At 73.5% G+C, this 23,382-nt stretch carries 26 protein-coding genes and 1 pseudogene; 21 read left to right on the top strand and 6 right to left on the bottom strand.

What is annotated here, in order from left to right; all coding sequences use genetic code 11:
* Both ACH01S_RS32085 and ACH01S_RS32080 read right to left on the bottom strand, forming a co-directional pair.
* Window positions 1–223: pseudogene (locus ACH01S_RS32085) on the bottom strand (hypothetical protein); the annotation flags it as partial.
* A gap of 98 nt (window positions 224–321) precedes the next feature.
* The gene (locus ACH01S_RS32080; RefSeq protein WP_148344291.1) at window positions 322–858 is read right to left on the bottom strand and encodes a hypothetical protein; all 537 of its coding nucleotides are present in this window, start codon (window positions 856–858) and stop codon (window positions 322–324) included.
* A gap of 179 nt (window positions 859–1,037) precedes the next feature.
* Here ACH01S_RS32080 and ACH01S_RS32075 point away from each other — a divergent pair, with 179 nt between their 5' ends.
* Window positions 1,038–1,985, top strand: coding sequence for a DMT family transporter (locus tag ACH01S_RS32075; protein WP_169809394.1), 948 nt, complete (start codon window positions 1,038–1,040; stop codon window positions 1,983–1,985).
* A gap of 138 nt (window positions 1,986–2,123) precedes the next feature.
* On the opposite strand, the gene ACH01S_RS32070 is transcribed toward ACH01S_RS32075, so the two are convergent.
* Window positions 2,124–2,591 (bottom strand): cysteine dioxygenase, encoded by a 468-nt coding sequence (locus ACH01S_RS32070; RefSeq protein ID WP_083981379.1) that lies wholly within the window; start codon window positions 2,589–2,591, stop codon window positions 2,124–2,126.
* A gap of 247 nt (window positions 2,592–2,838) precedes the next feature.
* Here ACH01S_RS32070 and ACH01S_RS32065 point away from each other — a divergent pair, with 247 nt between their 5' ends.
* The 7 genes from ACH01S_RS32065 (at window position 2,839) to nhaA (ending at window position 9,009) form a co-directional block, all read left to right on the top strand.
* Window positions 2,839–3,621 (top strand): sulfite exporter TauE/SafE family protein, encoded by a 783-nt coding sequence (locus ACH01S_RS32065; RefSeq protein ID WP_067900304.1) that lies wholly within the window; start codon window positions 2,839–2,841, stop codon window positions 3,619–3,621.
* 66 nt (window positions 3,622–3,687) lie between these two features.
* Window positions 3,688–4,362, top strand: a complete 675-nt coding sequence (locus ACH01S_RS32060; RefSeq protein ID WP_067900301.1) for a peptidylprolyl isomerase — start codon at window positions 3,688–3,690, stop codon at window positions 4,360–4,362.
* Between the two features lie 149 nt (window positions 4,363–4,511).
* Window positions 4,512–5,378: a S8 family serine peptidase gene (locus tag ACH01S_RS32055; RefSeq protein WP_067900298.1), complete on the top strand. Its 867-nt coding sequence runs from the start codon at window positions 4,512–4,514 to the stop codon at window positions 5,376–5,378.
* 136 nt (window positions 5,379–5,514) lie between these two features.
* Window positions 5,515–6,114 (top strand): sulfite oxidase-like oxidoreductase, encoded by a 600-nt coding sequence (locus ACH01S_RS32050; RefSeq protein WP_067900295.1) that lies wholly within the window; start codon window positions 5,515–5,517, stop codon window positions 6,112–6,114.
* Window positions 6,084–6,794: a ferredoxin reductase gene (locus tag ACH01S_RS32045; protein ID WP_067900292.1), complete on the top strand. Its 711-nt coding sequence runs from the start codon at window positions 6,084–6,086 to the stop codon at window positions 6,792–6,794. The genes ACH01S_RS32050 and ACH01S_RS32045 overlap by 31 nt, the downstream gene beginning before the upstream one ends.
* Window positions 6,795–6,810: 16 nt before the next feature.
* On the top strand, window positions 6,811–7,101 hold the full coding sequence (locus ACH01S_RS32040; protein WP_067900288.1) for a DUF6510 family protein: 291 nt from the start codon (window positions 6,811–6,813) through the stop codon (window positions 7,099–7,101).
* 18 nt (window positions 7,102–7,119) lie between these two features.
* Window positions 7,120–9,009: a Na+/H+ antiporter NhaA gene (gene nhaA / locus ACH01S_RS32035; RefSeq protein WP_067900284.1), complete on the top strand. Its 1,890-nt coding sequence runs from the start codon at window positions 7,120–7,122 to the stop codon at window positions 9,007–9,009.
* A 31-nt stretch (window positions 9,010–9,040) separates the two neighbouring features.
* Here nhaA and ACH01S_RS32030 read toward each other — a convergent pair whose 3' ends face one another.
* On the bottom strand, window positions 9,041–9,898 hold the full coding sequence (locus ACH01S_RS32030) for a DUF6745 domain-containing protein (RefSeq protein ID WP_067900281.1): 858 nt from the start codon (window positions 9,896–9,898) through the stop codon (window positions 9,041–9,043).
* A 114-nt stretch (window positions 9,899–10,012) separates the two neighbouring features.
* Here ACH01S_RS32030 and ACH01S_RS32025 point away from each other — a divergent pair, with 114 nt between their 5' ends.
* Both ACH01S_RS32025 and ACH01S_RS32020 read left to right on the top strand, forming a co-directional pair.
* Window positions 10,013–10,792 (top strand): arsenate reductase/protein-tyrosine-phosphatase family protein, encoded by a 780-nt coding sequence (locus tag ACH01S_RS32025; protein WP_067900278.1) that lies wholly within the window; start codon window positions 10,013–10,015, stop codon window positions 10,790–10,792.
* On the top strand, window positions 10,789–11,178 hold the full coding sequence (locus tag ACH01S_RS32020; protein ID WP_067900275.1) for a VOC family protein: 390 nt from the start codon (window positions 10,789–10,791) through the stop codon (window positions 11,176–11,178). Before ACH01S_RS32025 ends, ACH01S_RS32020 begins: the two co-directional genes overlap by 4 nt.
* 154 nt (window positions 11,179–11,332) lie before the next feature.
* Here the strand turns inward: ACH01S_RS32020 and ACH01S_RS32015 are convergent, their stop codons facing one another.
* Both ACH01S_RS32015 and ACH01S_RS32010 read right to left on the bottom strand, forming a co-directional pair.
* On the bottom strand, window positions 11,333–12,034 hold the full coding sequence (locus ACH01S_RS32015; RefSeq protein ID WP_218010466.1) for a DUF4360 domain-containing protein: 702 nt from the start codon (window positions 12,032–12,034) through the stop codon (window positions 11,333–11,335).
* A 286-nt stretch (window positions 12,035–12,320) separates the two neighbouring features.
* Window positions 12,321–12,971, bottom strand: coding sequence for a TetR/AcrR family transcriptional regulator (locus ACH01S_RS32010; RefSeq protein WP_067900271.1), 651 nt, complete (start codon window positions 12,969–12,971; stop codon window positions 12,321–12,323).
* A gap of 94 nt (window positions 12,972–13,065) precedes the next feature.
* Here ACH01S_RS32010 and paaA point away from each other — a divergent pair, with 94 nt between their 5' ends.
* The 11 genes from paaA to ACH01S_RS31955 all read left to right on the top strand — a co-directional run bounded on the left by paaA (window position 13,066) and on the right by ACH01S_RS31955 (window position 23,356).
* Window positions 13,066–14,037, top strand: a complete 972-nt coding sequence (gene paaA, locus ACH01S_RS32005) for a 1,2-phenylacetyl-CoA epoxidase subunit PaaA (protein ID WP_083981377.1) — start codon at window positions 13,066–13,068, stop codon at window positions 14,035–14,037.
* The gene (paaB, locus tag ACH01S_RS32000; RefSeq protein WP_067900269.1) at window positions 14,037–14,321 is read left to right on the top strand and encodes a 1,2-phenylacetyl-CoA epoxidase subunit PaaB; all 285 of its coding nucleotides are present in this window, start codon (window positions 14,037–14,039) and stop codon (window positions 14,319–14,321) included. The genes paaA and paaB overlap by 1 nt, the downstream gene beginning before the upstream one ends.
* An 8-nt stretch (window positions 14,322–14,329) precedes the next feature.
* On the top strand, window positions 14,330–15,202 hold the full coding sequence (gene paaC / locus ACH01S_RS31995) for a 1,2-phenylacetyl-CoA epoxidase subunit PaaC (protein WP_067900266.1): 873 nt from the start codon (window positions 14,330–14,332) through the stop codon (window positions 15,200–15,202).
* The gene (paaD, locus tag ACH01S_RS31990; protein ID WP_067900263.1) at window positions 15,196–15,732 is read left to right on the top strand and encodes a 1,2-phenylacetyl-CoA epoxidase subunit PaaD; all 537 of its coding nucleotides are present in this window, start codon (window positions 15,196–15,198) and stop codon (window positions 15,730–15,732) included. Before paaC ends, paaD begins: the two co-directional genes overlap by 7 nt.
* Complete coding sequence (paaE, locus tag ACH01S_RS31985) at window positions 15,733–16,812, top strand: 1,2-phenylacetyl-CoA epoxidase subunit PaaE (RefSeq protein ID WP_067900260.1); 1,080 nt, start codon at window positions 15,733–15,735, stop codon at window positions 16,810–16,812.
* A 92-nt stretch (window positions 16,813–16,904) separates the two neighbouring features.
* Complete coding sequence (locus tag ACH01S_RS31980) at window positions 16,905–18,314, top strand: amidase family protein (RefSeq protein WP_067900256.1); 1,410 nt, start codon at window positions 16,905–16,907, stop codon at window positions 18,312–18,314.
* A 112-nt stretch (window positions 18,315–18,426) separates the two neighbouring features.
* Window positions 18,427–20,088 (top strand): alkaline phosphatase D family protein, encoded by a 1,662-nt coding sequence (locus ACH01S_RS31975; RefSeq protein WP_083981376.1) that lies wholly within the window; start codon window positions 18,427–18,429, stop codon window positions 20,086–20,088.
* Window positions 20,089–20,487: 399 nt separating this feature from the next.
* Window positions 20,488–21,642 (top strand): phosphorylase family protein, encoded by a 1,155-nt coding sequence (locus tag ACH01S_RS31970; RefSeq protein ID WP_218010465.1) that lies wholly within the window; start codon window positions 20,488–20,490, stop codon window positions 21,640–21,642.
* A 195-nt stretch (window positions 21,643–21,837) separates the two neighbouring features.
* Entirely contained in the window at window positions 21,838–22,029 is a 192-nt protein-coding gene (locus ACH01S_RS31965) for a CbtB domain-containing protein (RefSeq protein ID WP_067900338.1), read from the top strand.
* A gap of 8 nt (window positions 22,030–22,037) precedes the next feature.
* Window positions 22,038–22,781, top strand: a complete 744-nt coding sequence (locus tag ACH01S_RS31960; protein ID WP_067900253.1) for a CbtA family protein — start codon at window positions 22,038–22,040, stop codon at window positions 22,779–22,781.
* Window positions 22,782–22,786: 5 nt separating this feature from the next.
* Window positions 22,787–23,356 (top strand): histidine phosphatase family protein, encoded by a 570-nt coding sequence (locus tag ACH01S_RS31955; protein ID WP_148344289.1) that lies wholly within the window; start codon window positions 22,787–22,789, stop codon window positions 23,354–23,356.
* The last annotated feature ends 26 nt before the right edge of the window (window positions 23,357–23,382 follow it).

The raw sequence follows: 23,382 nt of genomic DNA, 5'->3' as shown, positions 1-23,382 counted from the left end.
ACCCGACCGCGCACAGTCCCGTGACGACCAGGACGGGGATCGGGGCCCGGCGCAGGCCGACCAGGGCCAGCCCGCCGACCACCACCAGCGCGTAGCCGAGGGGATCGAGGTCGGAGGAGGTGTGATCCTGCGCCAGCGCGGCGCCGAGCAGCATCGCCGCCACCCCGACCGCGATCGCCGGGTCCCGGACCCGGGCCCAGAAACCGGACAATCCGCTGCTCATACGCGGACCCTACCCGGACCTCCGCGAACGCGAATCGTGCCACCGGACGAACGTCCGTCTACTGCGAACGCGGTATGCCCGCGGCGGCCGGCCGATCGTCAGCGCGGCTTCATGCGGAGAATGGCCGCGCCCTTCGCCGCCGTGACCACGTGCACGATCAGGCCGTTCGCCCTGATCACCGCACCCGGATGCGCGGTGACCCGCCCCGTTCCGGGAGAGCCGTAGGCGGGGCCGACCACGAACGTCTCGCAGGCGGTGTCGCCGTCGCACCGGAAATCGAAGCTCCCGGACGAGGAGAGCACCATCTCGAAGGAGACCGCCCCGGCTTTCAGCGACGTCACCTTCACGGCGGCGAGTTCGAGTTTCTCCTCGTCCAGGCCGATTTCCACCGGACGCGTCACCTTCACCTCGCAGGTGCCGTCCACGCAGGCGCGCAGGTTCCTCCCGTCCGCCGCCGTCGGAGTCGGGGTCGGAGTCGGCGTGCGCGTCGGGGTCGCGGAGGCGGGCGCCGTCGTCCTGGCCGGGGACGCCCCGCTCTCGGGCGCGGCGGCGTCGTCCCCGCAGCCCGCGAGGCCCGCCACCGCCATCAGCCCGACCGCGAAGGAAAGACGCAGACCAGTGAATGGACGGACCATGGCAGGGGCTCCCTCGGATTCGCGCGCACATCGGATTCCGTGCGCCGCCGGAGCCCCGACCCTAGGTTTCGATTTCCGGGAGGGGTCCCGGAAACGGCCGCCCCGCATTTCCGGGAATCGCCGATGGTGATCGGGTGTTGAGGAGCGCATGTCGTCCAGCGCCCGGCGGTGACGCGTCCGTGACCGCCTCCCCGGAATGCCGTGAACCCGTCCGCGCCCCGCGCTCCGGGGCCGGAATTCCCGCGGCGCGGCGGCTGGCGGCGGCCGCCCCGCCGGTCGTGTTCGTGCCGATCTGGAGCAGCGGCTACCTCGCCGGGACGATCGGCGCGCGCAGCGGCGCGTCGCTCGCCCTGGTCGCCTGGCGGTTCCTCGCCGCGTTCGCCGTCCTCGGCGCGGTCTCCCTCGCCACCCGCGCGCCCTGGCCGAAGGACCGCCGCGTGTACGCGCACCTGCTCGTGACGGGTGTGCTGCTGCAGACCGTCCAGCTCGGCGGGGTGTTCTTCGGGCTCGGGCACGGCGTCCCGGCGGGCCTGTCGGCGCTGATCCTGAGCGCCTGCCCGCTGATCGTCGCGGCGGTCGCCGTCCCGGTGTTCGCCGAGCGGCTGACCGGACGGCAGTGGGCCGGGCTCGCCCTCGGCCTCGCGGGCGTCGTCGTCTGCGTGAGCGGGAACGTCTCGGGCGGCGGCGCGAGCGGCGCCGGATGCGCCTACACCGGGCTGGCGCTGGCCGGGCTCGCCGCCGGGACGCTCTACCAGAAGCGGTTCGGCGGCGCGGTCGACCTGCGGACCGGGACGGCCGTCCAGCTCCTCGGCGCGACGGTGACCACGTTCCCGCTGGCCATGGCGCACGGCGGGCTGCGGATGCCGCTCACCTCGGCGGCGCTCGGCTCGCTGGCGTGGCTGGCGGTCGTCAACTCGATCGGCGCGCTGATCCTGCTGTTCGTCCTGCTGCGGCGGGGGACGGGCGGGGCCGCGACCAGCCTGCTCTACCTGGTGCCGCCGGTGACGGCCGTGCTCGCCGTGCCCGTCCTCGGGCAGGCCCTCACCGCAAGTGTGCTGCTCGGCATGGCGGTGTCCGGCACGGGCGTGCTGCTCGTCCTGCTCCGGGGCCGCGAACGCACAGGGTGAAGAACGTACAGGGTGAAAGAGGTAGGGCCTGGCCCGATACCACGCCACGACCGGGCCAGGCCCTCGCAGGGGAGGTGGTCCACTGCGACGCACCAGCGGTGCGTCAGCCTCCGGCGCCCCCTCCGCCATCCGGCCGGGTCACCATTGACCGGCCTCCTCGGTCACCAGCCGCACCAGGCGGCCGTCGTGCAGGTCGTACCGGTTCATGGACGTCAGCGGCGGCGAGTACACGTGCACGCTGACCGCGGGCGCCGCCGACACGTTGCGCACCTCGTGGACGTAGTCCGCCCCGAAGGCGCGGGACTCGCCGGGCGACACGTCCCGCACCGTGCCGAGGTCGCGCTCCTGCAGGCTGCCGAGCGCCACCGCGAACGCGCCGCGCGAGCCGCCGTGGTCGTGCAGCCCGGTGGTCTGGCCGGGCAGCCAGCTGATCAGCCAGAGCTCGCGCTCGTCGTCCCGGTGCAACCGCTCGTACCAGCGGCCCTGCGCGCTCAGCCGCACGCGCGGCAGCCAGGCGTCCAGGTTCTCGGCGAGGTCGGACACCGTGGCGGCGAGCGCCGTGTCTCCGTCTCCGACCCTCTCCGGGATGGTCGTGCCAATCGTCATCGGTCCGGTCTCCCACTCTCCGCGTCATCGGTCGTGCGCCAGCGTCACTTGGACGTGGAGCAACGACACAGACCGCCGGCGAGCCGTCCGAAGTCGACGTGCGGTCGCGTCCACAGAGCGAGACCCGAATGCATGCCCTCAGCATGGCCCGGATTCCCTACTAAGTCAACCTGAAATATGGTCAAGCTTCGCCGGGCGGGCCCGGGAGCACGGGTGAGCAGGGCGGTAAGGCAGGCTTTGTCCGGTGATGCCGGAGCTGCTGTTCGGGTTCGCCGCCGGGGCGTCGATCGCGGTCGTGACGGCCCCGGTCGGGGTGTCGGGGGCGGTGTTCCTGCTTCCCGCGCAGCTCAGCCTGCTGCACGTGCCGAACCCGGCGGTCACCCCGACCAACCTGCTGTTCAACGTCGTCGCCGGGCCCGGCGCCCTGGTCCGCCACCACCGCCAGGGGAACCTCGCGGGGCCGCTGACGCGGCTGCTGGTCGCCGGGACGCTCCCCGGCGTCGTCGCCGGGGCGGTGATCCGGGTGGTCGCCGTGCCCGGGCCGGCGGTGTTCCGGCTGCTGGTCGGGCTGCTGCTGCTTCCACTCGGGGCATGGCTCTGCGTCCGCGCGCTGCGCCCCACCCCCTCCCGGGGGCGGGGCGGGCGGCCGTCCCGCCGCTTCGTCACGGGGCTCGCGCTGGCCGTCGGCACGGTCGGCGGCGTCTACGGCGTCGGCGGCGGGTCGATCATCGGGCCCGTGCTGGTCGGGCGCGGCATGCCGGTCTCCGAGGTCGCGCCCGCCGCGCTGGCGTCCACGTTCCTCACGTCGGTGGCGGGCGCCGCGACCTACGCGGTGCTCTCGCTCACCGCGCACGGCGACATCGCGCCGCACTGGACGCTCGGCGTGGCCTGCGGGCTCGGCGGGCTGGTCGGCGGGTACGCGGGGGCGCGCCTGCAACCCCGGCTGCCCGAGACCGCGCTCACGTTCACGCTGGGGTTGTCGGCCACCGTTTTGGCGGTGCTCTATCTCGGCCAGGCGGCCGCCATTTAGCCGCGGGCCGGTTCGTCGGTTTTTGCCACTAGGCCGGTACCTCGATGATCACTACGGTAATGCGGTATGAGACCGCGCTGGACCGTCCTCGCCCTGGCCGCCGGTTTTGCCGCCGCGCTCGTCGTCCCGTCCGGAACCGCTCACGCGGCGTCACCGGTAAAGGGCGGGCACGCGGTCCGGTGCGTGTTCACCCCGACGCCCGACAATCCGCCCGCCAAACGGGTGCACCCGCCGCGTTCCAAAGCGCGTTCGCACGGCAGGGTGGACGTCGTCATCGTCACCAACTTCGGCGATGTGCGCATACGGATGGACCGGGGTAACGCACCGTGCGCGGTGCACAATTTCGTGAGCCTGTCGCGGCAGCGGTTCTACGACCACACGCGGTGCTGGCGGCTGACGGACTCGCCGCGGCTCGGCGTCCTGCAGTGCGGCGACATCTACGCCGCGGAGAAGGGCGGGCCCGGCTACAAGTTCGACGACGAACTGACCGGCGAGGAGAAGTATCCGCGCGGGACGGTCGCCATGGGCAACTGGGGCCCGGACACCAACGGAAGCCAGTTCTTCCTCGTCCACTCCCGCGCCGAGATCCCGCCCGCCTACACCGTCCTCGGCGAGGTGACCTCGGGCCTCCGGGTCCTCGACCGGATCGTCGCGGGCGGCATCATCCCGGGCGAGACCGGCCCTCACGACGGCGAGCCCGCGACGCCCGTCAGAATCCACCGGGTCTTCGTCCGCGGCTGAGGCGACACAGTTCCGCCGTTCCGTTCCGCGCTGGCCTGTTCCGGCCGCCCGCGGCCTCGACTAATGGCTTTTCCCGACCTTGCGATCAAGCATGGGCGCTGTCACGATGATCTGTGAAACGGGACCACGCCTGGGGGTGGTCGGGATTCATGGATTCACTCTCTCTGGTCGGTCTCGGCCCATTATTGGAGCGCTCCGCCGGAAATCCGGGGATTGGCGTCGGAATCGTCGACGGGCCCGTCCTGACGGGCCATCCGGGGCTGTGGGGCGCGCGTATCGTGGGGACGCCGGGCGGGCATGAGGCGGCCTGCGTCCGGCCCGGTCACCCGGCCTGCGTGCACGGGACTTTCGTCGCCGGAATCCTGGCCGCGCGGCGCGACTCCGGCGCTCCCGCCATTTGCCCGGAATGCACGGTCTACGCGCACGCGGTATTCACCGACCATTCCGGAAACGAGCGGACTCCGGCCGCCGCGCCCGACGACCTCGCCACCGGAATACTCGCCTGCGCGGCGGCGGGCGCCCGCGTCGTCAACGTCAGCCCCGCCGTGCACCGGTCCCGGCCGGACCACGAGCGCCGGCTCGTCGACGCGCTCGACCACGCCGCGCGGCAGGGCGTGCTCATCGTCGTCGCGGCGGGCGACGACCGGGCCGGCGGGAGCACCGCGCTCACCGGCCACCCCTGGGTCGTGCCCGTCGCCGCCTACGACCGGGCGGGACGCCCCATGCGCGGCCCCGGCCTCGGCCGCTCGATCGGGCGGCGCGGGCTCGGCGGCCCCGGCGACCGGGTGACGAGCCTCGGCCCGGACGGCCCGCCGCTCGCCCGGAGCGGGACGAGCGTCGCCGCCCCCTTCGTCACCGGCACGATCGCGCTGCTCTGGTCGCTGTTCCCGACCGCGTCCGCCGAGGAGATCAGGACGGCCGTGACCGCCTCCGGCACGCGCACGTCCGCCGTCCCGCCGCTGCTGGACGCGACCGCCGCGCTCCAGGCGATGACCCGCCGCAGGACCCCGGCCTGACGGGGCGGAGCCCGCCGCCGTCCTGAACGGCCGGGCCGAATTCTTTGGGGCCTCATGGGGCGCGGTTCCGCGTCACCCGGCCGTCGGCGGGGACGATCCAACGGAACCCCCGTCCCACTCGACGGAGGAGGCTGCGATGGGGATCGTCTCGCCCGGCTTTCACGGTCGGCGGCGCAAGTCCGCCGCCGAGCTGCCGCCGGGGCAGTACCTGACCAACGACTTCCCGGTGCTGTCGGCGGGCCCGACCCCGCGGCTGCGGGAGGACGAATGGGAGTTCACCGTCACCGCGGAGTCGGGCCGGGAGCACCGCTGGACGTGGCGCGAGTTCCTGGACCTCCCGGCCGAGACGCCGAAGGTCGACATCCACTGCGTCACCAAGTGGTCCAAGCTCGGCACGGAATGGGAGGGGGTGTCGCTGGACGTCCTGCTCGCCGACGTCGAGACCGAGGCCGACTTCGCGCTCGTCCACTCCTACGGCGGCTACACCACCAATCTGCCGCTCGCGGACCTGCTGGAGGGGCAGGCGTGGATCGTCCACCGCTACAACGGCGAGGAGCTCGCGCCCGAGCACGGCGGTCCGGCGCGGCTGCTGGTGCCGCACCTGTATTTCTGGAAGTCGGCGAAATGGGTGCGCGGGATCCGGCTGACGACCGAGAACGAGCCCGGTTTCTGGGAGTCCGCGGGCTACCACGACTACGGCGACCCATGGCGCGAGCAGCGGTACCAGGGCGACTAGCCTGGCGCGTCGCGCGGCTGGCCGAGGCGCGGCGGGAGACGGAGTCGGCGCGCACGCTGGTCTTCGACGTCCCGGACTGGCCGGGCCAGGCGGCCGGCCAGCACGTCGACCTGCGGTTGACGGCGGACGACGGGTACACCGCGCAGCGCAGCTACTCGCTGTCCGCGCCCGACCGGGTGGAGCTGACCGTCCAGCGGATAGCGGACGGCGAGGTGTCCCCCTACCTCACCGACGTCATCGACATCGGCGACCCGGTCGAGCTGCGCGGCCCGGTGGGCGGCTGGTTCGTCTGGCGGCCGGGGACGGGACGGCCCGTCCTGCTCGTCGCGGGCGGGTCCGGGATCGCGCCGCTGATGGCGATGATCCGGGCGCGCCGCCGAGCCGGGGACGGAACGCCGTTCACGCTCCTCTATTCCGTCCGGACGCCGTCCGACGTGTACTTCGCGGACGAACTGCGGCGTCCCGACGACGGCCTGAGCGTGGCGCTCGTCTACACCCGCGCGGCCCCGGACGGCTGGCCGCGCCCGCCCGGCCGCCTCACCCCCGCGGACCTCGGCCGGGAGGATCCGGACCGCGACTGCTTCGTGTGCGGGCCGACCGGTTTCGTGGAGGCGGCCGCCGACCTGCTGGTCGCCCGCGGCCACGACCCGCGGCGGATCAAGACCGAACGGTTCGGCTGAGCGGAGGCTGATCGACATGACCGCGCGAGACCCGGACGCCACCGCCGTCCGGCACGTGGACGGCAACGCGCTCGCCGGGCCGCTCGGCGAGCTGTTCGCCATGGACGTCACCGCCGCCACCGGACGCTGCGTCAACTGCGGCCGCACCGGCCCGGTCGCCGCGCTCGCCGTGTACGACCGCGCGCCCGGCATGGTCGGCCGCTGCCCCGGATGCGATCATGTGATGCTGCGCCTGGTCCGCACCCCGGACGCGGCCTGGCTCGACCTCAGCGGGATGGTGTGGCTGCGCGTGGCGATGGGGCGATGACGGGGCGATGACGGGGCGATGACGGAAGGCCAGGCGTCCGGTCCGTTCGCCGGACGGACGACGGCGTGGGCGCGCAACCTGCGAACCCCCCTCCGGGAGTTCCTGCGCACCGAGACCGGCGGCGCGCTGGTCCTGCTCGCCGCGACGCTCGCCGCGCTGGCCTGGGCGAACGCGGACGCGGCGGGCTATGAGCGGGCCTGGTCGACGCACCTTTCGATCCGGCTCGGCGGCACCGGGATCTCCCAGGACCTGCGGCACTGGGTCAACGGCGGCCTGATGACGGTGTTCTTCTTCGTCGTCGGGCTGGAGGCGCGCCGCGAGTTCGACATGGGCGAGCTGCGCGACCGGCGGCGGCTCGCGCTGCCGCTCGCGGCCGGGATCGGCGGGATGCTCGTCCCGGTCGGGATCTACCTGGCGGTGAACGCGGGACGGCCGTCCGCGCACGGCTGGGGCATCGCGATGTCGACCGACACGGCGTTCGCGCTCGGCGTGCTCGCGCTGGTCGGACGCAGGTTCCCGGCCCGGCTCCGCGCGTACCTGCTGACCGCCACGGTCGTGGACGACGTCGTCGCCCTCCTCGTCATCGCGACCGTCTACAGCGAGGACGTGTCGGCGCCGCCGCTCCTGCTCGCCGCGGGCCTGCTCGCGGTGACGGTGACCGTCCGCGCGCTGGGGATCCGGCAGGTCGCGGTGTACCTCGTGCTCGGCGTCGCCATGTGGGGGGCGCTGTACTCGTCCGGGGTGGAGCCGGTGGTCGTCGGCCTGGCGATGGGCCTGCTGACGTACGCGCACCCGGCGGCGCGCGGCGACCTGGAGCGCGCGACGGAGGTGTTCCGGCTGTTCCGCGAGCAGCCGACCCCGGAGTTCGCCCGGTCGGCGCGGACCGGCGTGGCCGCCGCGATCTCCCCCAACGAGCGGCTCCAGCTCCTCATCCACCCGTGGACGAGCTATGTGATCGTGCCGCTGTTCGCGCTGGCCAACGCGGGCGTCGCGATCAGCGCCGGGTTCCTCGGCCGCGCGTTCGCGTCCCCGATCACGCTCGGCATCCTGGTCGGCTACGTGGTCGGGAAGCCGGTCGGCATCGTCGGCTTCTCCTGGCTCGTCCGGCGGGTGAGCGGGGGGCGGCTGCGCCCGCCGGTCGGCTGGGCCGCGGTCGCGGGCGGCGGCGCGATCGCCGGGATCGGCTTCACCGTGGCGCTGCTGATCGCGACGCTGTCCTTCACCGGCGACGAGCTGGAGGAGGCGAAGATCGGCGTGCTGCTCGCCGCGCTGGCCGCGACGGTCGTCACCTGGACGGTGGTCCGCGTCGCGGCGCTGCTGCCCGCGCGGCTGCGGCTGCGGGCGCTGCTCGGCACGGCGGAGAGCATCGTCGACCTGGCCGCGCCGGTCGACCCGGACCGCGACCACGTCCGCGGGCCGGACCGGGCGCCGGTCACCGTCGTCGAGTACGGCGACTTCGAATGCCCGTACTGCGGGCAGGCCGAGGCGGTCATCCGGGAGCTGCTCGCCGACTACGGGGACGTCCGGTACGTGTGGCGGCACCTGCCGCTCAACGACATCCACCCGCAGGCGCAGCTCGCCGCGCACGCCGCCGAGGCCGCCGCCGCGCAGAGCGCCTTCTGGGAGATGCACGACCTGCTGCTCGACCGGCAGGACGCGCTGCAGCCGCGCGACCTCGTCCGGTACGCCGAGGAGCTCGGCCTGGACGTCGAGCGGTTCCGCCGCGACCTGGGCGCGGGCACGGGCGCCGCGCGGATCGCCGAGGACGTCGACTCCGCCGACCTGAGCGGCGTCTCCGGCACCCCGACCTTCTTCGTGAACGGGCGCCGCCACGTCGGCGCCTACGACATCGCGTCGCTGTCCGCCGCCGTGAAGTACGCGCGCAAACGGGTGGCGGTGGGCTCGTAGGACGCGGGCCCACCGCCACGACGGACATCGATCAGACCGGTCGCCAGCCGTCCCGGTAGCGGACGCCGCCGCTCCGGACCCGGACCTCGTCGTGCCACGCCCCGGGCACCGGCTCGACGCTCACCGCCTCGGGACGTTCGACCACGACGCACACGTCCTCGCCGGGCCACCACCACCCGCACGAGCGGGCGAGCGCGGCCCAGTGGCCGAGGTGGTCGAGGTCGGCCGGCCGGTATCGGGCGAGGCCGAGCCGGTGCAGGGCGTCGTAGTAGGCGATCCACGGCGCGTCCTGCTGGCCGTACCAGCACACCGGCACGGACCCGCCGCCCAGCGCGTCCCGCACGGGCACGCGGAACCCGGTCGCGAGGCTCAGGTGCAGCGCCTCCCGGACGCCCCGGTGCAGGACGACGCCGAACGGGACCCCGGCCCGGAGCGAGTCCAGCGGCGGCAGCTTGGGCCACCGCTCACCGCGTTTGCCCTTCCGCACCATGGACAGTTCCGGGTCGGCGTGGAGCACGGTCGAGCTGAGCGCCCCGCGCAACGCCGCCCCGGCCATGGCCACGTCGCTCGCCGCCGGCGGCGCGCCCGGCGGCGCCGGACGACGGATCCGCCGGTACAGGTCGTCGAGCGTGGGCAGGCGCGTGACCAGCGGCATCGCCGCCTTCGGGGAATCCACCCAGACGACCTCGGGCCGTGGACGTGAGATCTTCGCGTAGATCGCGTGGAGACCGCGTTCGGCCGTTCGCCGGTCGGCCGGTTCGGTGGACAGGCCGTGGCCGAGCCATTCCTGCCTGATCTTGACTGCGTCCCGCCACTGGTCGCGGGGACTCCCGCCCCGAGAGTCGGCGGCGGGGACCGCGGCGTCTTCGCGCCGCGCGAGCGCGATCATCGCGCGTGGGCGTCGCCGCCCTTCCTGATGGAGATCATGCCCAGATCATGAACCCTCCCCCGCCGCCGGCGCAACCGCCAACTCCATCAAATCAGTTTGATGTATTGTCGGGGCATGGTGCTTCCGGAACGCGACGCGCACGGAACCGGCGGCCCGCCGGAGTTCGTGCGGCTGGCCGCCCACCCGCTGCGGTGGCGGCTGCTGGCCGAGCTGGCGGGCGGCGACCACCGCGTCCGCGAGCTGGTGGCCCGGGTCGGCGAACCGCAGAACCTCGTCTCCTACCACCTGCGGCTGCTGCGCCGCGGCGGGCTGGTCACCGCGCGGCGGAGCAGCTTCGACGCCCGCGACAGCTACTACCGCCTCGACCTGGACCGCTGCGCGGACGCGCTCGCCGCCGCCGGGAGCGCCCTGCATCCCGGGCTGCGGCTCGAACCGGCTCCGCCGCCCGCCCCGTCGTCCGGACGGGCGCGGGTGCTGTTCGCCTGCACCGGCAACAGCGCCCGCTCACCGGTCGCGGAGGCGCTGCTGCGCCACCACACCCGGGGACGCGTCGAGGTGGCGAGCGGGGGCAGCCGTCCGGCGGAGCGCGTCCACCCGGCGGCCGTGGACCTGCTGCGCGAGCGCTACGGCATCGACATCGCCCGGCTGCGCCCACGCGGCCTGGACGAGCTGGCCGCCCGCCGGTTCGACCACGTGATCACCCTGTGCGACCGGGTCCGCGAGGTGTGCCCGGAGTTCGGCGGGCGGCCGCGGCTCGCCCACTGGAGCATCCCCGACCCGGCCGCGGCGGAGGACGGCGACGCCTTCGCCCGGACGGTCGCGGAGATCGACACGCGCGTCCGGCACCTGGTGCCCGTCCTCGCGCACGACCCCGACCAGGAGGTTCAGCCATGACCGAAGCGCGGGAGCAGGTCGGCGTCCGCTACATCGTGGACGACGTCCAAGCCGCCGTCGACTTCTACACCGCCCATCTCGGCTTCGCGCCGGGCTTCACCGCCGCGCCCGCGTTCGCGGAGGTCGTGCGCGGGCCGCTGCGGCTGCTGCTGTCCGGGCCCGCGTCGTCCGGCGCCCGCGCCACCCCGGCGGACGCCGCCGTCCCCGGGCGCAACCGCGTCCACCTGATCGTGGCCGACCTCGACGCCGAGGTCGAGCGGCTGACCGCCGCCGGAGCGGCGTTCCGCAGCGAGCTCGTCAGCGGGCCCGGCGGGCGCCAGATCCTCGTCGCGGACCCCGCCGGCAACCTGGTCGAACTGTTCGAGCCCGCCCGCCGGGACGGCTGATCGGAGTCCGTTTCGCCGGGGCGGCGGGGCGGTCGCCGAAAAAGGCTGAGCGCCGTCAGAAAAATGCGAGCGGCGGCCGGGCTCCGGTACGCGTTTTCCGTACCGGCCCGACCGCCGCCGCTGCTCTCTTCGTCGTGCTAGCGGGACGAGTCCATTACTCGGCGCAGCGCTTCCACACGAGCTGGTAGCGCGAGTTACCGTAGTTCGATTCCATCGCCAGGAAACTGGACTTGGCGTCGGAGTCGCCCGCGGCCGCCCGCAGTTCGGTGTTGATGTTCAGGTTGCGCTCCTTGGCGCACGGAGCGTAGATGCGGTCCGCGGGAGCGATCTTGTCCTGGATCTTCCAGGAGTCGTTGTACGGACCGGTGAAGTCGTGGCTCACCGCGTGGGAGCGGCTGTCGCCCTGGAAGTAGTAGTTGGCGCGCAGCAGCCCGGTGGCGCCCGCCTCCAGATGCGCGAACCCGCGGTGCTCGATCCCGGTGATCGCGTAGGTCCACCCCTCGGGAGCGTTGACCTTGACGTTTAGCTGGCAGTTCTTCCGGAAGGACGCGGGCGGCGCCTGGCCGCCGGCCCACGCCACGTACTGCTCGTAGCTGACGGTGAAGGCGGTGTTGTCGCCCGACGGGGTCACCTTGGCGGTACCGGCCGCGCAGCCGGAGCCGTTGACCGTCTCGACCTCCATGGTCACGGGGGCGGACGGGACGGCGGGAGCGGGAGCGGGCTCGTCGTCGGCCGCGGAGGTGGCGGACGCGGGCGCGAACACTGCACTGGAAGTCGCGAGCATGGCGGTGGCGGAGGCCACGGCCGGCACGACCAGCCCGGCGCCCAGCACGATCGCGAGTCGTTTTGCGTTCATCATGGGTCGGGATCTCTCAAGTGAAGTTGTGGGGAGGAATGTGCTGTCATCGCACGTCCGGCCACACCGCCGTTGTCATCTGTCATCGAATTTCACGACGTCTTTCGTGGTCAGAGCCTCAATGACGATCCTCGGCCGAGAATCTGCGGTGTGAGAGTAATCCCGGCCCAGGTGAGCGTCAACCTTAGCTACCGGCACTTTTTTAACAGTTGAATTTGCGAGTTCCCTTTAAGGATGCAACTAAGGCCGTTTTCTGTTGACGGCGCAGCCCCGGGGCGGTGCGGGGTCAGTCGGCGGCGGGGCCGCGGCGGCGCAGCCCGTCGAAGGCGACCTTGCACAGCGCGTCGGCGATCTCCCCGGCGGCCGCGCCGCCGCGCGGCCGGTACCACTCGATGAGCGAGTTGACGAGTCCGAACAGGAGGCGGGCGGCGACCGGCGGGGCGACGTCGGGCCGGATGTCGCCGTCCGCCTCGGCCCGCTCGACGAGCCCGGCGACCAGCCGGTCGAACTCGCGGCGGCGGGTGAGCGCCCGCTTCTCGACGGCGGTGTTGCCCCGCACCCGCAGCAGGAGCGTGACGAACGGCTGCTGCTCGACGAGGACGCCGACGCTGGCCCGGACGAGGTGCTCCAGCCGGTCGATCGCGCGGCCCTCCACGGTCAGGGCCTCGTCGGCGGCGGCGAACAGGGCGTCCAGCGCGCGGTCGACGGCGAGCTGGAGCAGCTCGTCCTTGCCGGAGACGTGGTGGTAGATCGCGGACTTGCTGATGCCGAGGCGCTTGGACAGCTCGTCCATGCTGGTGCCGTCATAGCCGCGTTCGTTGAACACGGTGACGGCGACGCGCAGCAGCGACTCCCGGTCGTAGCCGGGGCGGCCGCGCCTGGCCGTCCCGCCGCCGTTGGTTCCGCCGCCGCCGTCCGTCCTGGTCACGGCGGCCATTATCGCAGCGTCCCGGGGTCGTGCGGCTTCTCCGCGGGCCGGTTCGCGAGGTATATTCTGACTGAACGGACGGTCGGTAATTCGAGGAGGCCCGATGGCTCCGAGCACCGGGACGGCCGAGGCCCGCGCGGCCGAGCCCGCGGCCGCGGCGGCGCGTTTCGAGCGGACGGTCGCCCGCGACCAGCGGATCGAGCCGCGCGACTGGATGCCGGACGCCTACCGCGCGACGATGGTCCGGCAGATCGCGCAGCACGCGCACTCCGAGATCATCGGGATGCAGCCGGAGGGCGCCTGGATCACCCGCGCGCCGTCGCTGCGCCGCAAGGCGATCCTGCTCGCCAAGGTCCAGGACGAGGCGGGCCACGGCCTGTACCTGTACTCGGCGGCCGAGACGCTCGGCGCCGACCGGTCCGAGCTGACCGGCAGGCTGATCTCCGGGCGGCAGAAGTACTCGTCCATCTTCAACTACCCGACGCTGACGTTCGCGGACGTCGGCGTGATCGGCTGGCTGGTGGACGGCGCGGCCATCTGCAACCAGGTGCCGCTGTGCCGCAGCTCCTACGGCCCCTACGCGCGGGCGATGATCCGGATCTGCAAGGAGGAGTCGTTCCATCAGCGGCAGGGCTACGAGCTGCTGATGACGCTGATGCGCGGCACCGAGGCCCAGCGCGAGATGGTGCAGGACGCCGTGAACCGCTGGTGGTGGCCGTCGCTGATGATGTTCGGCCCGCCGGACGCCGACTCGACGCACACCGCCCAGTCCATGGCGTGGAAGATCAAGCGGCACACGAACGACGAGCTGCGGCAGCGGTTCGTGGACATGACCGTCCCGCAGGCGGAGGCGCTCGGCGTCACCCTCCCCGACCCCGACCTGCGCTGGAACGCCGAACGCGGGCACCACGACTTCGGCGAGATCGACTGGTCGGAGCTGAAGCGGGTGATCAGCGGCGACGGCCCCTGCAACGCGGAGCGGATCGCCGTCCGGCGCGCCGCGCACGAGGACGGCGCCTGGGTCCGCGAGGCCGCCGCCGCGTACGCGGCCAAGGCGAAGGCCAGGGAGGCGTGATGGACAAGGACTGGCCGCTCTACGAGGTGTTCGTCCGGGGGAAGCGCGGGCTGAACCACGTGCACGTCGGGTCGCTGCGCGCGGCCGACGACACGATGGCGCTGCGCAACGCCCGCGACCTGTACACGCGGCGGAACGAGGGCGTCAGCATCTGGGTGGTGAAGGCGCGGGACATCACCGCGTCCAGCCCGGACGAGAAGGACCCGTTCTTCGCCCCGAGCGGCGACAAGGTCTACCGGCATCCGACGTTCTACGACATTCCCGAGAACGTCCCGCACATCTGAGGTCCGCCATGTCGTTCGACAACGCGCTCGGCGCGATCGCCGAGGACAACGACGAGGCCCGCTGGGCGTTCGGCACCGGGTTCCACGACCCGCTGGCGGGCGTCGACACGGCCGTCCCGGACGGGGTCGACCGCGCCGACCTCGCGTCCTACTGCCTGATGCTCGGCGACGACGCGCTGATCATGTCGCACCGCCTCCAGGAGTGGTGCACGCACGCGCCCGAGCTGGAGGAGGAGGTCGCGCTCGCCAACGTCGCGCTCGACCTGCTCGGCCAGGCGCGGCTGCTGCTGGCCCGCGCGGGCGCCGCCGAGGACGCCGGGCGCGGCGAGGACGACCTGGCCTTCTTCCGGGACGCCGCCGACTTCCGCGGCGTCCGCCTCACCGAGGTCCCGAACGGGGACTTCGCGCACTCCGTCGTCCGGCTGCTGCTGTTCTCGACGTGGCGGCTGGCGCTGCTGGACCGGCTCGGCGCGTCCCGCGACCCGGTCCTCGCGGCGATCGCGGCGAAGGGCGTCAAGGAGGTCGCCTACCACCGCGACCACGCCGCGCTGTGGACGATCCGCCTCGGCGACGGCACCGACGTCTCCCACGCCCGCGCGCAGCGGGCGGTGGACGAGCTGTGGCCGCTGACCGGCGAGCTGTTCGGCGTCCACGACGTGGAACGACGGATGGCGGAGGCGGGCGTGGGCGTCGACCCGTCCGGCGTGCGCGCCGAGTTCGACGCCGTGACCAGCGAGGTGCTGGCGACGGCGACGCTCCGGCTCCCCGATCCCGAGCCGCCGCGCCTGGCCGGACGGAGCGGCGACCACACCCCCGCCCTCGCCGACCTGCTCGCGGAGATGCAGAGCGTGGCCCGCGCCCACCCGGGGGCGACATGGTGAGCGCCCGCGCCGTCGCCGAGACGGTCACCGATCCGGAGCTGCCGCTGCTGACGCTCGCGGAGCTGGGCGTCCTGCGCGACGTGACCGAGCGCGCGGGACGCGTCGAGGTGACGATCACCCCCACCTACACCGGCTGCCCCGCCCTGGACGCGATGCGCGACGACCTCAGGGCGCGGCTGGCCGAGGCCGGATACACCGACGTCAGCGTGCGGACCGTCCTCGACCCGCCGTGGACGAGCGACTGGATCAGCGAGTCGGGGCGCGGCAAGCTCGCGGCGGCCGGGGTCGCCCCGCCCGGCCGTGCGCCGCGCCGCGCCTCCGGAGGGGTTTCCGGGGGGTGTGGGGGGTCGTCCCCCCACGAGGAACGCCGCCCGATCCCGCTGACGCTCGGGCCGACCCGCCGCGTCCCGTGCCCCCGCTGCGGCTCCGCCGACACGGTCGAGCTGTCCCGGTTCGGCGCGACGGCCTGCAAGTCGCTGCGCCGCTGCGAGGCGTGCCGGGAGCCGTTCGAGCACTTCAAGGAGATCTGAATGGCGACTGCCACGGTGCGGCGGCGCGGCTTCCACCCGCTGCGGGTCGCGGGCGTCGAGCGGCTGTGCGACGACGCCGCCGCCGTCACCTTCGACGTGCCGCCGGAGCTCGCCGACGTCTACGACTTCCGGCCCGGGCAGTTCCTCACACTGCGCCGCGTCCTGCCCGACGGGAGCGAGGAGCGCCGCTCGTACTCGATCTGCGCGGCGGCCGGGGCCGCGCCGCGGGTCGGCGTCCGCGAGATCCCGGGCGGGCTGTTCTCGTCGTGGCTCGTGCGCGAGGTGCGCCCGGGCGACGTCGTGGACGTGCTCCCGCCGGCCGGGACGTTCACGCTCCCCGACCAGCCCGGCGCGCACCACGTGCTGATCGCCGCCGGGTCGGGGATCACGCCGGTGCTGTCACTCGCCGCGACCGCCCTCGCCGCCGACCCGGCGAGCCGGGTCACCGTCCTGTACGGGAACCGGCGCAGCGGGACGGTCATGTTCGCCGACGAGCTGGCCGACCTGAAGGACGCCCACCCCGACCGGTTCGAGCTGGCGCACGTCCTGTCGCAGGAGCCGCGCGAGGCGGAGCTGTTCAGCGGGCGGCTCGACGCCGACCGGCTGCGCGTGCTGCTGCCGCGCCTCGTCCCCGTCGCGGACGTCGCGCACTGGTGGCTGTGCGGGCCGTTCGGGATGGTCACCGGCGCGCGGCGCGTCCTGCGCGGGTTCGGGGTGCCGGACGAGCGCGTCCACCAGGAGCTGTTCCACGTGGACGAGGTGCCGCCGGAGCCCGACCGGCGGCGTCCCGAGCCGACCGGCCCGGCGAGCGAGGTCACCGTCGTGCTGGACGGCCGGTCGACGACCGTCGCGCAGCCGCGGGACGCGACCGTCCTCGAATCGGCGCAGCGGCTCCGCCCCGACCTGCCGTTCGCCTGCAAGGGCGGGGTGTGCGGCACCTGCCGGGCGCGCGTCCTGGACGGCGAGGTCCGCATGCGCCGCAACTTCGCGCTGGAACCGGCGGAGGTCGCGGCGGGGTACGTGCTGACCTGCCAGTCCGTCCCGGTCACCGACCGGCTCACGGTCGACTACGACGCCTGACGCGCCGCCCGGGCCCGCTCTTTCCGGGGGCTGATCCACGGAGTGAAACACGGGCCTCGCGCTCGGGCCCCGCCCTGTAGGACGGTGTCCCCATGGCTGAAGACCCGCACTGGCTGTCCGCCGTCGACGCGGTCCGGATGCTGCGCGACGGCGAGCTCGACCTCGCCGAGTACGCCGAGGCGCTGATCGAGCGCACCGATCGGCTGGCGCGGCTCAACACCTACATCTCGCACGAGCCCGACCTCGTCCGGCGGGCGGTCCGCGGCGGCCGGGGCCGGACCGGGCCGCTGCACGGGCTGCCGTTCGCGCTCAAGGACGTCATCGACACCGACGACCTGCCGACCACGGCCGGGACCCCGGCGCTGCGCGACTGGCGGCCGGGCCGCAACGCGCCGATCGCGGAGACGCTGCTCGGCGCGGGCGGGACGCTGATGGGCAAGCAGGCACCCGGCGAGCTGTCGTTCGGCATGACGTGCAACAGCCCCGCGTTCGGCGCGGTCGGCAACCCCTACGACGAGACCCGCATCCCCGGCGGGAGCAGCGGCGGGACGGCGGCGGGCGTCGCGGCCGGGCTCGTCCCGTTCGGGATCGGCGGGGACACCGGCGGGTCGTGCCGCATCCCGGCGGCGCTGTGCGGGTGCGTCGGGTTCCGTCCGACGCACGGGCGCTACGACCCGCGCGGCGTGGTGCCGATCTCCCCCACCCGGGACACGCTCGGGCCCCTCGCCCGCTCGGTGGCGGACGTCCGGCTGATCGACGCGCTCTGCGCGCCCGCCGGGGCCGACCCCGACCTGACCGTCGACCTGTCCGGGCTCCGGCTCGGGGTGCCGACCGGGCATTTCTACGACGACCTCGACCTCGACGTCGCGGTGGCGACCGAACGCGCGCTGTCGGAGCTGGCCGCGCGCGGGGCGGTGCTGGTGGAGCGGGACGTCCCCGGCCTGCTGCGGCTGAACGAGCTGGCGAGCTTCACCGTCGTCCTGTACGAGGTGGGACGCGAGCTGTCCGCCTACCTCTACCAGCATTCGGTGCCGATGACGCTGCGCGGCCTGGTGGGGCAGGTGTCGATCGCGGCCATCCGGGACACGCTGGAGTCGGTGCTCGACGCCGACGTCGTGTCCGCCGCCGCGTACCGGGAGGCGATCGCGGTGCACCGTCCGGCGCTGCGCGCCGCCTACGCCCGCTACTTCGAGGACGACGACCTGAGCGCGCTCGTCGTCCCGACGACGCCGCTGACCGCGCGGCCGCACCGCCCCTCCGGCGAGGACCGGACGGTCGAGCTGAACGGCAACACCGTCGACACCTTCCTCACCTACATCCGCAACACGGACCCGCCGAGCACGGCCGGGCTGCCGTGCCTGTCGGTGCCGTCCGGGATGTCCCGCGACGGCCTGCCGATCGGCCTGGAGATCGTGGGCCCGGTGTCGTCGGACGCGCGGCTGCTCGCGATCGGCGAGGCGGTCGAGCGGGCCCTTCCGCCGCTGCCGCGCCCGGACCTCTGACAAAAGGGTTTTGTCGATTCGTGCCATCGTCGTCGCGGTGTCGGCACGCATCGCTAACCGCGGCACCCGAATTCCCGCCATCCTCCGATATTGATCCAAAAAGGAGGGTGGTATGTCGGAGAGATTTCCTCGCCGTCGCTTCCTCGCCACCGGCGGAGCCGCCTCGGCGCTGGCGGCCGGGCACGTCCTGCTCGGTCCCGCGCTGGTCGGCCCGGACGGCGCGCTCGCCGCCGTCCGCTCGTACGGCGGCGTCCCCCTGCCGTCGGGGCTGTTCACGCTGGGCGTCGCGTCCGGCGACCCGCTGCCGGACGGCGTCGTGCTGTGGACGCGGCTCGCGCCGAAGCCGCTCGACGGCGGCGGCATGCCGTCGAGTCCGGTGCCGGTGAGCTGGCAGGTCGCCGAGGACGAGCGCTTCCAGCGGGTCCGCGCCCGCGGCGTCGTGACGGCGCGCCCCGAGTCCGGGCACTCGGTGCACGTCGAGGCCGCCGGGCTGCGCCCGGACCGCGAGTACTTCTACCGGTTCCGCGCGGGCGACGAGGTCTCGCCCGTCGGCCGGACCCGGACCGCGCCCGAGGACGGCGCGGTCAACCGGCGGCTGCGGTTCGCGTTCGCGTCCTGCCAGAACTGGCAGGACGGCTACTTCACCGCCTACCGCCACCTCGCCGAGGAAGACGTCGCGTTCCTCGCGTTCCTCGGCGACTACATCTACGAGTCGGTGCCGAAGACCACGACCGTCCGCACCCATGAGGGCAAGGGCGAGCCGTACACGCTGGCCGAGTACCGCAACCGGCACGCGCAGTACAAGACCGACGCCAACCTCCAGGCGGCGCACGCCGCCTTCCCCTGGATCGCGACCTGGGACGACCACGAGGTCGACAACAACTGGGCGGGCGAGATCCCGCAGGACCCGGCCAAGCAGCCGCACGACAAGTTCCTCGCCCGCCGGGCCGCCGCGTTCCAGGCGTACTACGAGCACATGCCGCTGCGCCGGGCGGCGCGTCCGCACGGCATCGACGCGCGGCTGTACCGCCGGGTCGGGTTCGGCCGCCTCGCGACCGTCCACGTGCTCGACACCCGGCAGTACCGCGACGACCAGCCGTCCACGCTGGACGAGGCGAACGACCCGGACCGCACGATGACCGGCGCCGAGCAGGAGGAGTGGCTGCTGGACGGCCTGTCCGACTCCGGCGCCCGGTGGAACCTGCTCGCCAACCAGGTGATGTGGGCGTCCAACGACCGCAAGCTCGGGCCCGAGCAGGTCTTCGACTTCGACAACTGGGACGGCTACCGCGTGCAGCGCCGCCGCCTGCTGGAGTTCTTCGGGTCCGGCGAGACGTCCAACCCGGTGGTGCTCACCGGCGACCGGCACGCGACCTGGGTCTGCGACCTGAAACCCGACTTCGACGACCCGGACTCCCCGGTCGTCGGCGCGGAGATCACCGGGACGTCGATCAGCTCCGGCGGCGACTCCGACCCGGTCCCGTTCCACAAGAAGTACGACCCGATCATGGCGGAGAGCCCGCACTGGAAGTACATCGGGAACCTGCGCGGCTACGTCGTCTGCGACGTCTCCCCCGCCCGGCTGCTCGCCTCGCTCCGGCTCGTCAGCTCGGTCTGGACGCCCGGCGAGACGACGGTCACGACCGCCGCGCGCTTCGCGGTGGAGGCGGGACGGCCCGGGATCAGCGTGGTCGACCAGCTCTCGCCGGAGCGCGAGGCACGGACGCTGAAGCGGACCGGGCGCCGCTACGCCGTGGACGACGATCAGTTCTGACCGACCATGGCCCATACTGACCACTTTTGACAGTTTCTGACCGATTCTGCGGAAGCGCGGGACAGGGGCCGTTCATGGCCCCTGTTAACATCCGAATTGGACCACGCCTCGATTGTCGATCACACGGTCCGGCGGCGCCGCCCGCCGCACCACCGCATTTCACGGGCCGGACCACGCCGTCCGGGCCGGGGGCCAATCGAGCGGCCCGCACGGCCCCGTCACCGCGAACCGAAATGATCTTTCCTCGGATTGTGAAAACCGGACCTTCGGGAAACACTCCGGGCCATCCCCTCTACGCGCCGTTCCGGCCGGTGAACGCTCAGTCGCCGGTTACGGGCAAATGGGACTGGGCCGCCCCGAGTGATCCGGTCGTCGGCGGTCGCGATGTACGGTGCCAGCGTGGAAGAAGTCGTCGACGGCGCCGGTCTGAATCCCGCCGAAGTGGGCAAGGGCGTCGGGCGGTTGCTCGACGTGCTCGACGGCGTCGACGCCGACGGCTGGTATCCGATGCTGGAGGTCGTCCGTCCCTGGTCGGAGCACAATCCGCGCATCACCGGGGAGTTCGCGCGGCCGGCCGCCATCCGCGACTATCTGCGGCGCGAACTGACCGCGCTGCTCCGCAAGGGCGCGGCGGTGACGGCGCGCCCGTCGCGGCGCGCGCTCCCGTTCACCGATCCCGAGTTCTTCGCCGCGCTCGACGAGGAGCGCTTCGACCTGCGCGCGAAGAAACTGTTCCTGTTCGGCCCGGAACGCATGGCGCTGTCTCTGGACCGGCTGTCGCATTACTGCGGAACTCCCGCCGAGTCGTTCGGACGCTACGTCCTGTTCACCAATTACGCGATGCACGTCGAGGCGTTCAAGGAACGGTTCCCGGACGCCGAGGGGCCCGCGCGTCCCGACGTGCAGATGCCCGCCTGGCACCACGACGGCGTGAGCCTGGTCAACATCGGGGTCGGGCCGTCCAACGCCAAGACCGTGACCGACCACCTCGCCGTCCTGCGCCCGGACGCGATGATCATGATCGGGCACTGCGGCGGGCTGCGGAACCACCAGCGGCTCGGCGACTTCGTCCTCGCGACCTCCTACCTGCGCGAGGACCACGTCCTCGACCGCGTGCTGCCGCTCACCGTCCCGGTGATCCCGAACCACCGGCTGAACACGTTCCTGCTCGACGCGCTGGACGAGCGCGACGCCCGCCACCGGCTCGGCGTCGTCCACACCACCGCGAACCGGAACTGGGAGTTCAACCAGGCCACGACGCTCGCCGCGATGCAGGCGTCGCGGGCCGTCGCCGTCGACATGGAGTCGGCGACGATCGCGGCGAACGGCTTCCGCTACCGCATCCCGAACGCCACGCTGCTCTGCGTCTCCGACAAGCCGCTGCACGCCTCGCCGAAACTGTCGGCGTCCGCGTCGGCGTTCTACGAGGCCAGCAAGCGCGAGCACCTCGGCATCGCGCTGTCCTGCGTGGACCGCGTCCGCCGCGAGCACCCGAACGGCCTCCCGAGCCAGGAGATCCGGTCCCCCGACGAACCCCTCTTCGGGGTGGAATGAATGTCACACCTCATTGACAGGGGCGTGATGGGGAACGTACGTTCCGTCTGACTTCACGGTTGTCCGAGGGAAATCCGGTGAGAAGCCGGTGCGGACGCGCCACTGTATCCGGGACGACGATCCCGGGAGCCAGGTCACTCGGGCAGCCGCGACCTCATCGTCCGGGACGCGCACGATCCCCTGTGGAGGTACACCGTGAGCTCGCTGTCGGCTCCAGAACGACGCATCCCCCTTCCCCGGCTCGGCCCGTGGCTGCTCGCGGTCCCGGTCCTGCTGCTGCTCGGCTACCTCGTCCTGATGGACAACGGCGCCGTGTCGCAGACGGGCGGCTTCCTGCACGAGCTGATGCACGACGGGCGGCACCTGCTCGGCGTGCCCTGCCACTGAGCCGCGCCATGATCCGCACCCTGCTGGTCAGGGGCGTCCTGCTGGGCCTGCTCGCCGGGCTCGTCGCGGGCGTGTTCGCGTTCGCCGCCGGGGAGCCCCGCATCGACGACGCCATCGCCCTCGAACAGGCCGCCGCCACCGAACATTCGCACGAGCACGGCGCCACCGCGCACGAGCACGACGAGGGCGTGGAGGTGAGCCGGGGCGCGCAGAAGGCCGGGCTGTTGCTCGCGACCGGCCTCTACGGGCTCGCCGTCGGCGGCGTGTTCGCGCTGGTCTACGCCGGTCTGCGCGGACGGGTCGGGCCCCGCTCGGACGGCGGGCTCGCGCTCGCCGCCGCCGGGACGGCCTTCGCCGCGGTCATCCTCGTCCCGTTCGTGAAGTATCCGGCGAACCCGCCCGCCGTGGGCGACCCGGACACGATCACCAGCCGGACGCTCCTCTACCTCGCGATGATCGGGGTGGGCCTGCTCGCCGCCGTGATCGCGGTGACGACGGGACGGCGCGTCGGCGGCGGCCCGTGGCGGCGGTGGATCGCCGCCGTCGCCGCGTTCCTCGCCCCGGTCGCCGTCGCGGCGGCGCTGCTGCCCGGGGTGAACGAGGTGCCGGACGGCTTCCCCGCCACCCTGCTGTGGCAGTTCCGGCTCGTCTCGCTCGGGACGCAGCTCGTGTTCTGGACGGTCTTCGGCGTCGCGTTCGGCTGGGCGTGCGACCGCGCGGCCCGTCCGGCGCGGGTCGCGGCGCCCGCCTGACCGGGGTGCCGTCCGCAGCGCACGCGGTGCTGTTCGTCCGGCGGGCGACCTCGGCCGGGATGCGCGAGGCGCGCTTCCCGGCCGACGAGCCCGCGGACGCGTCCGGCCTGGCCGGGGCGAGGGCCCTCGCCGGAACGCTCCCGGACGGCCCGGCGTGGACGTCGCCCGCCCGCGCCGCCCGCGAGACCGCCGCCGCGCTGGGCCTCGCCGCCGCGCGTCCGGCGGCGGAGCTGGCCGAGGCCGACCACGGCCGCTGGGCGGGCCGCCGCTACGCCGACGTCGCGGCGGAGGAGCCGGACGGGCTGGCCCGCTGGCTGGCCGACCCGTGGGCCGTCCCGCACGGCGGGGAGTCCCGCGCCGCGCTCGCCGGGCGCGTCGCCGGCTGGCTCGCCGCCGACCCGCGCGGCGTCGTCGTGTGCGACGCGGGCGTCATCCGGGCGGCGGTCGCGCTCGTCCTCGGGATCGACGTCACCGCCGGGGACCGGTTCGACCTCGCGCCGCTGTCCACCACCGAACTGTCCGCCGCCGGGAACGGCTGGCGGGTCGCCCACGTCAACCGGAGGGTCTCCGCTTGAACGCCACCTACCCGTTCACCGCCGTC

It is taken from the genome of Actinomadura chibensis NBRC 106107 (genome assembly GCF_001552135.1).
In the GTDB taxonomy this organism is placed as follows: Bacteria; Actinomycetota; Actinomycetes; order Streptosporangiales; family Streptosporangiaceae; genus Spirillospora; species Spirillospora chibensis.
Note: the sequence above shows the minus strand (reverse complement) of the source record. Positions and strands in the feature narration are given on the sequence as shown.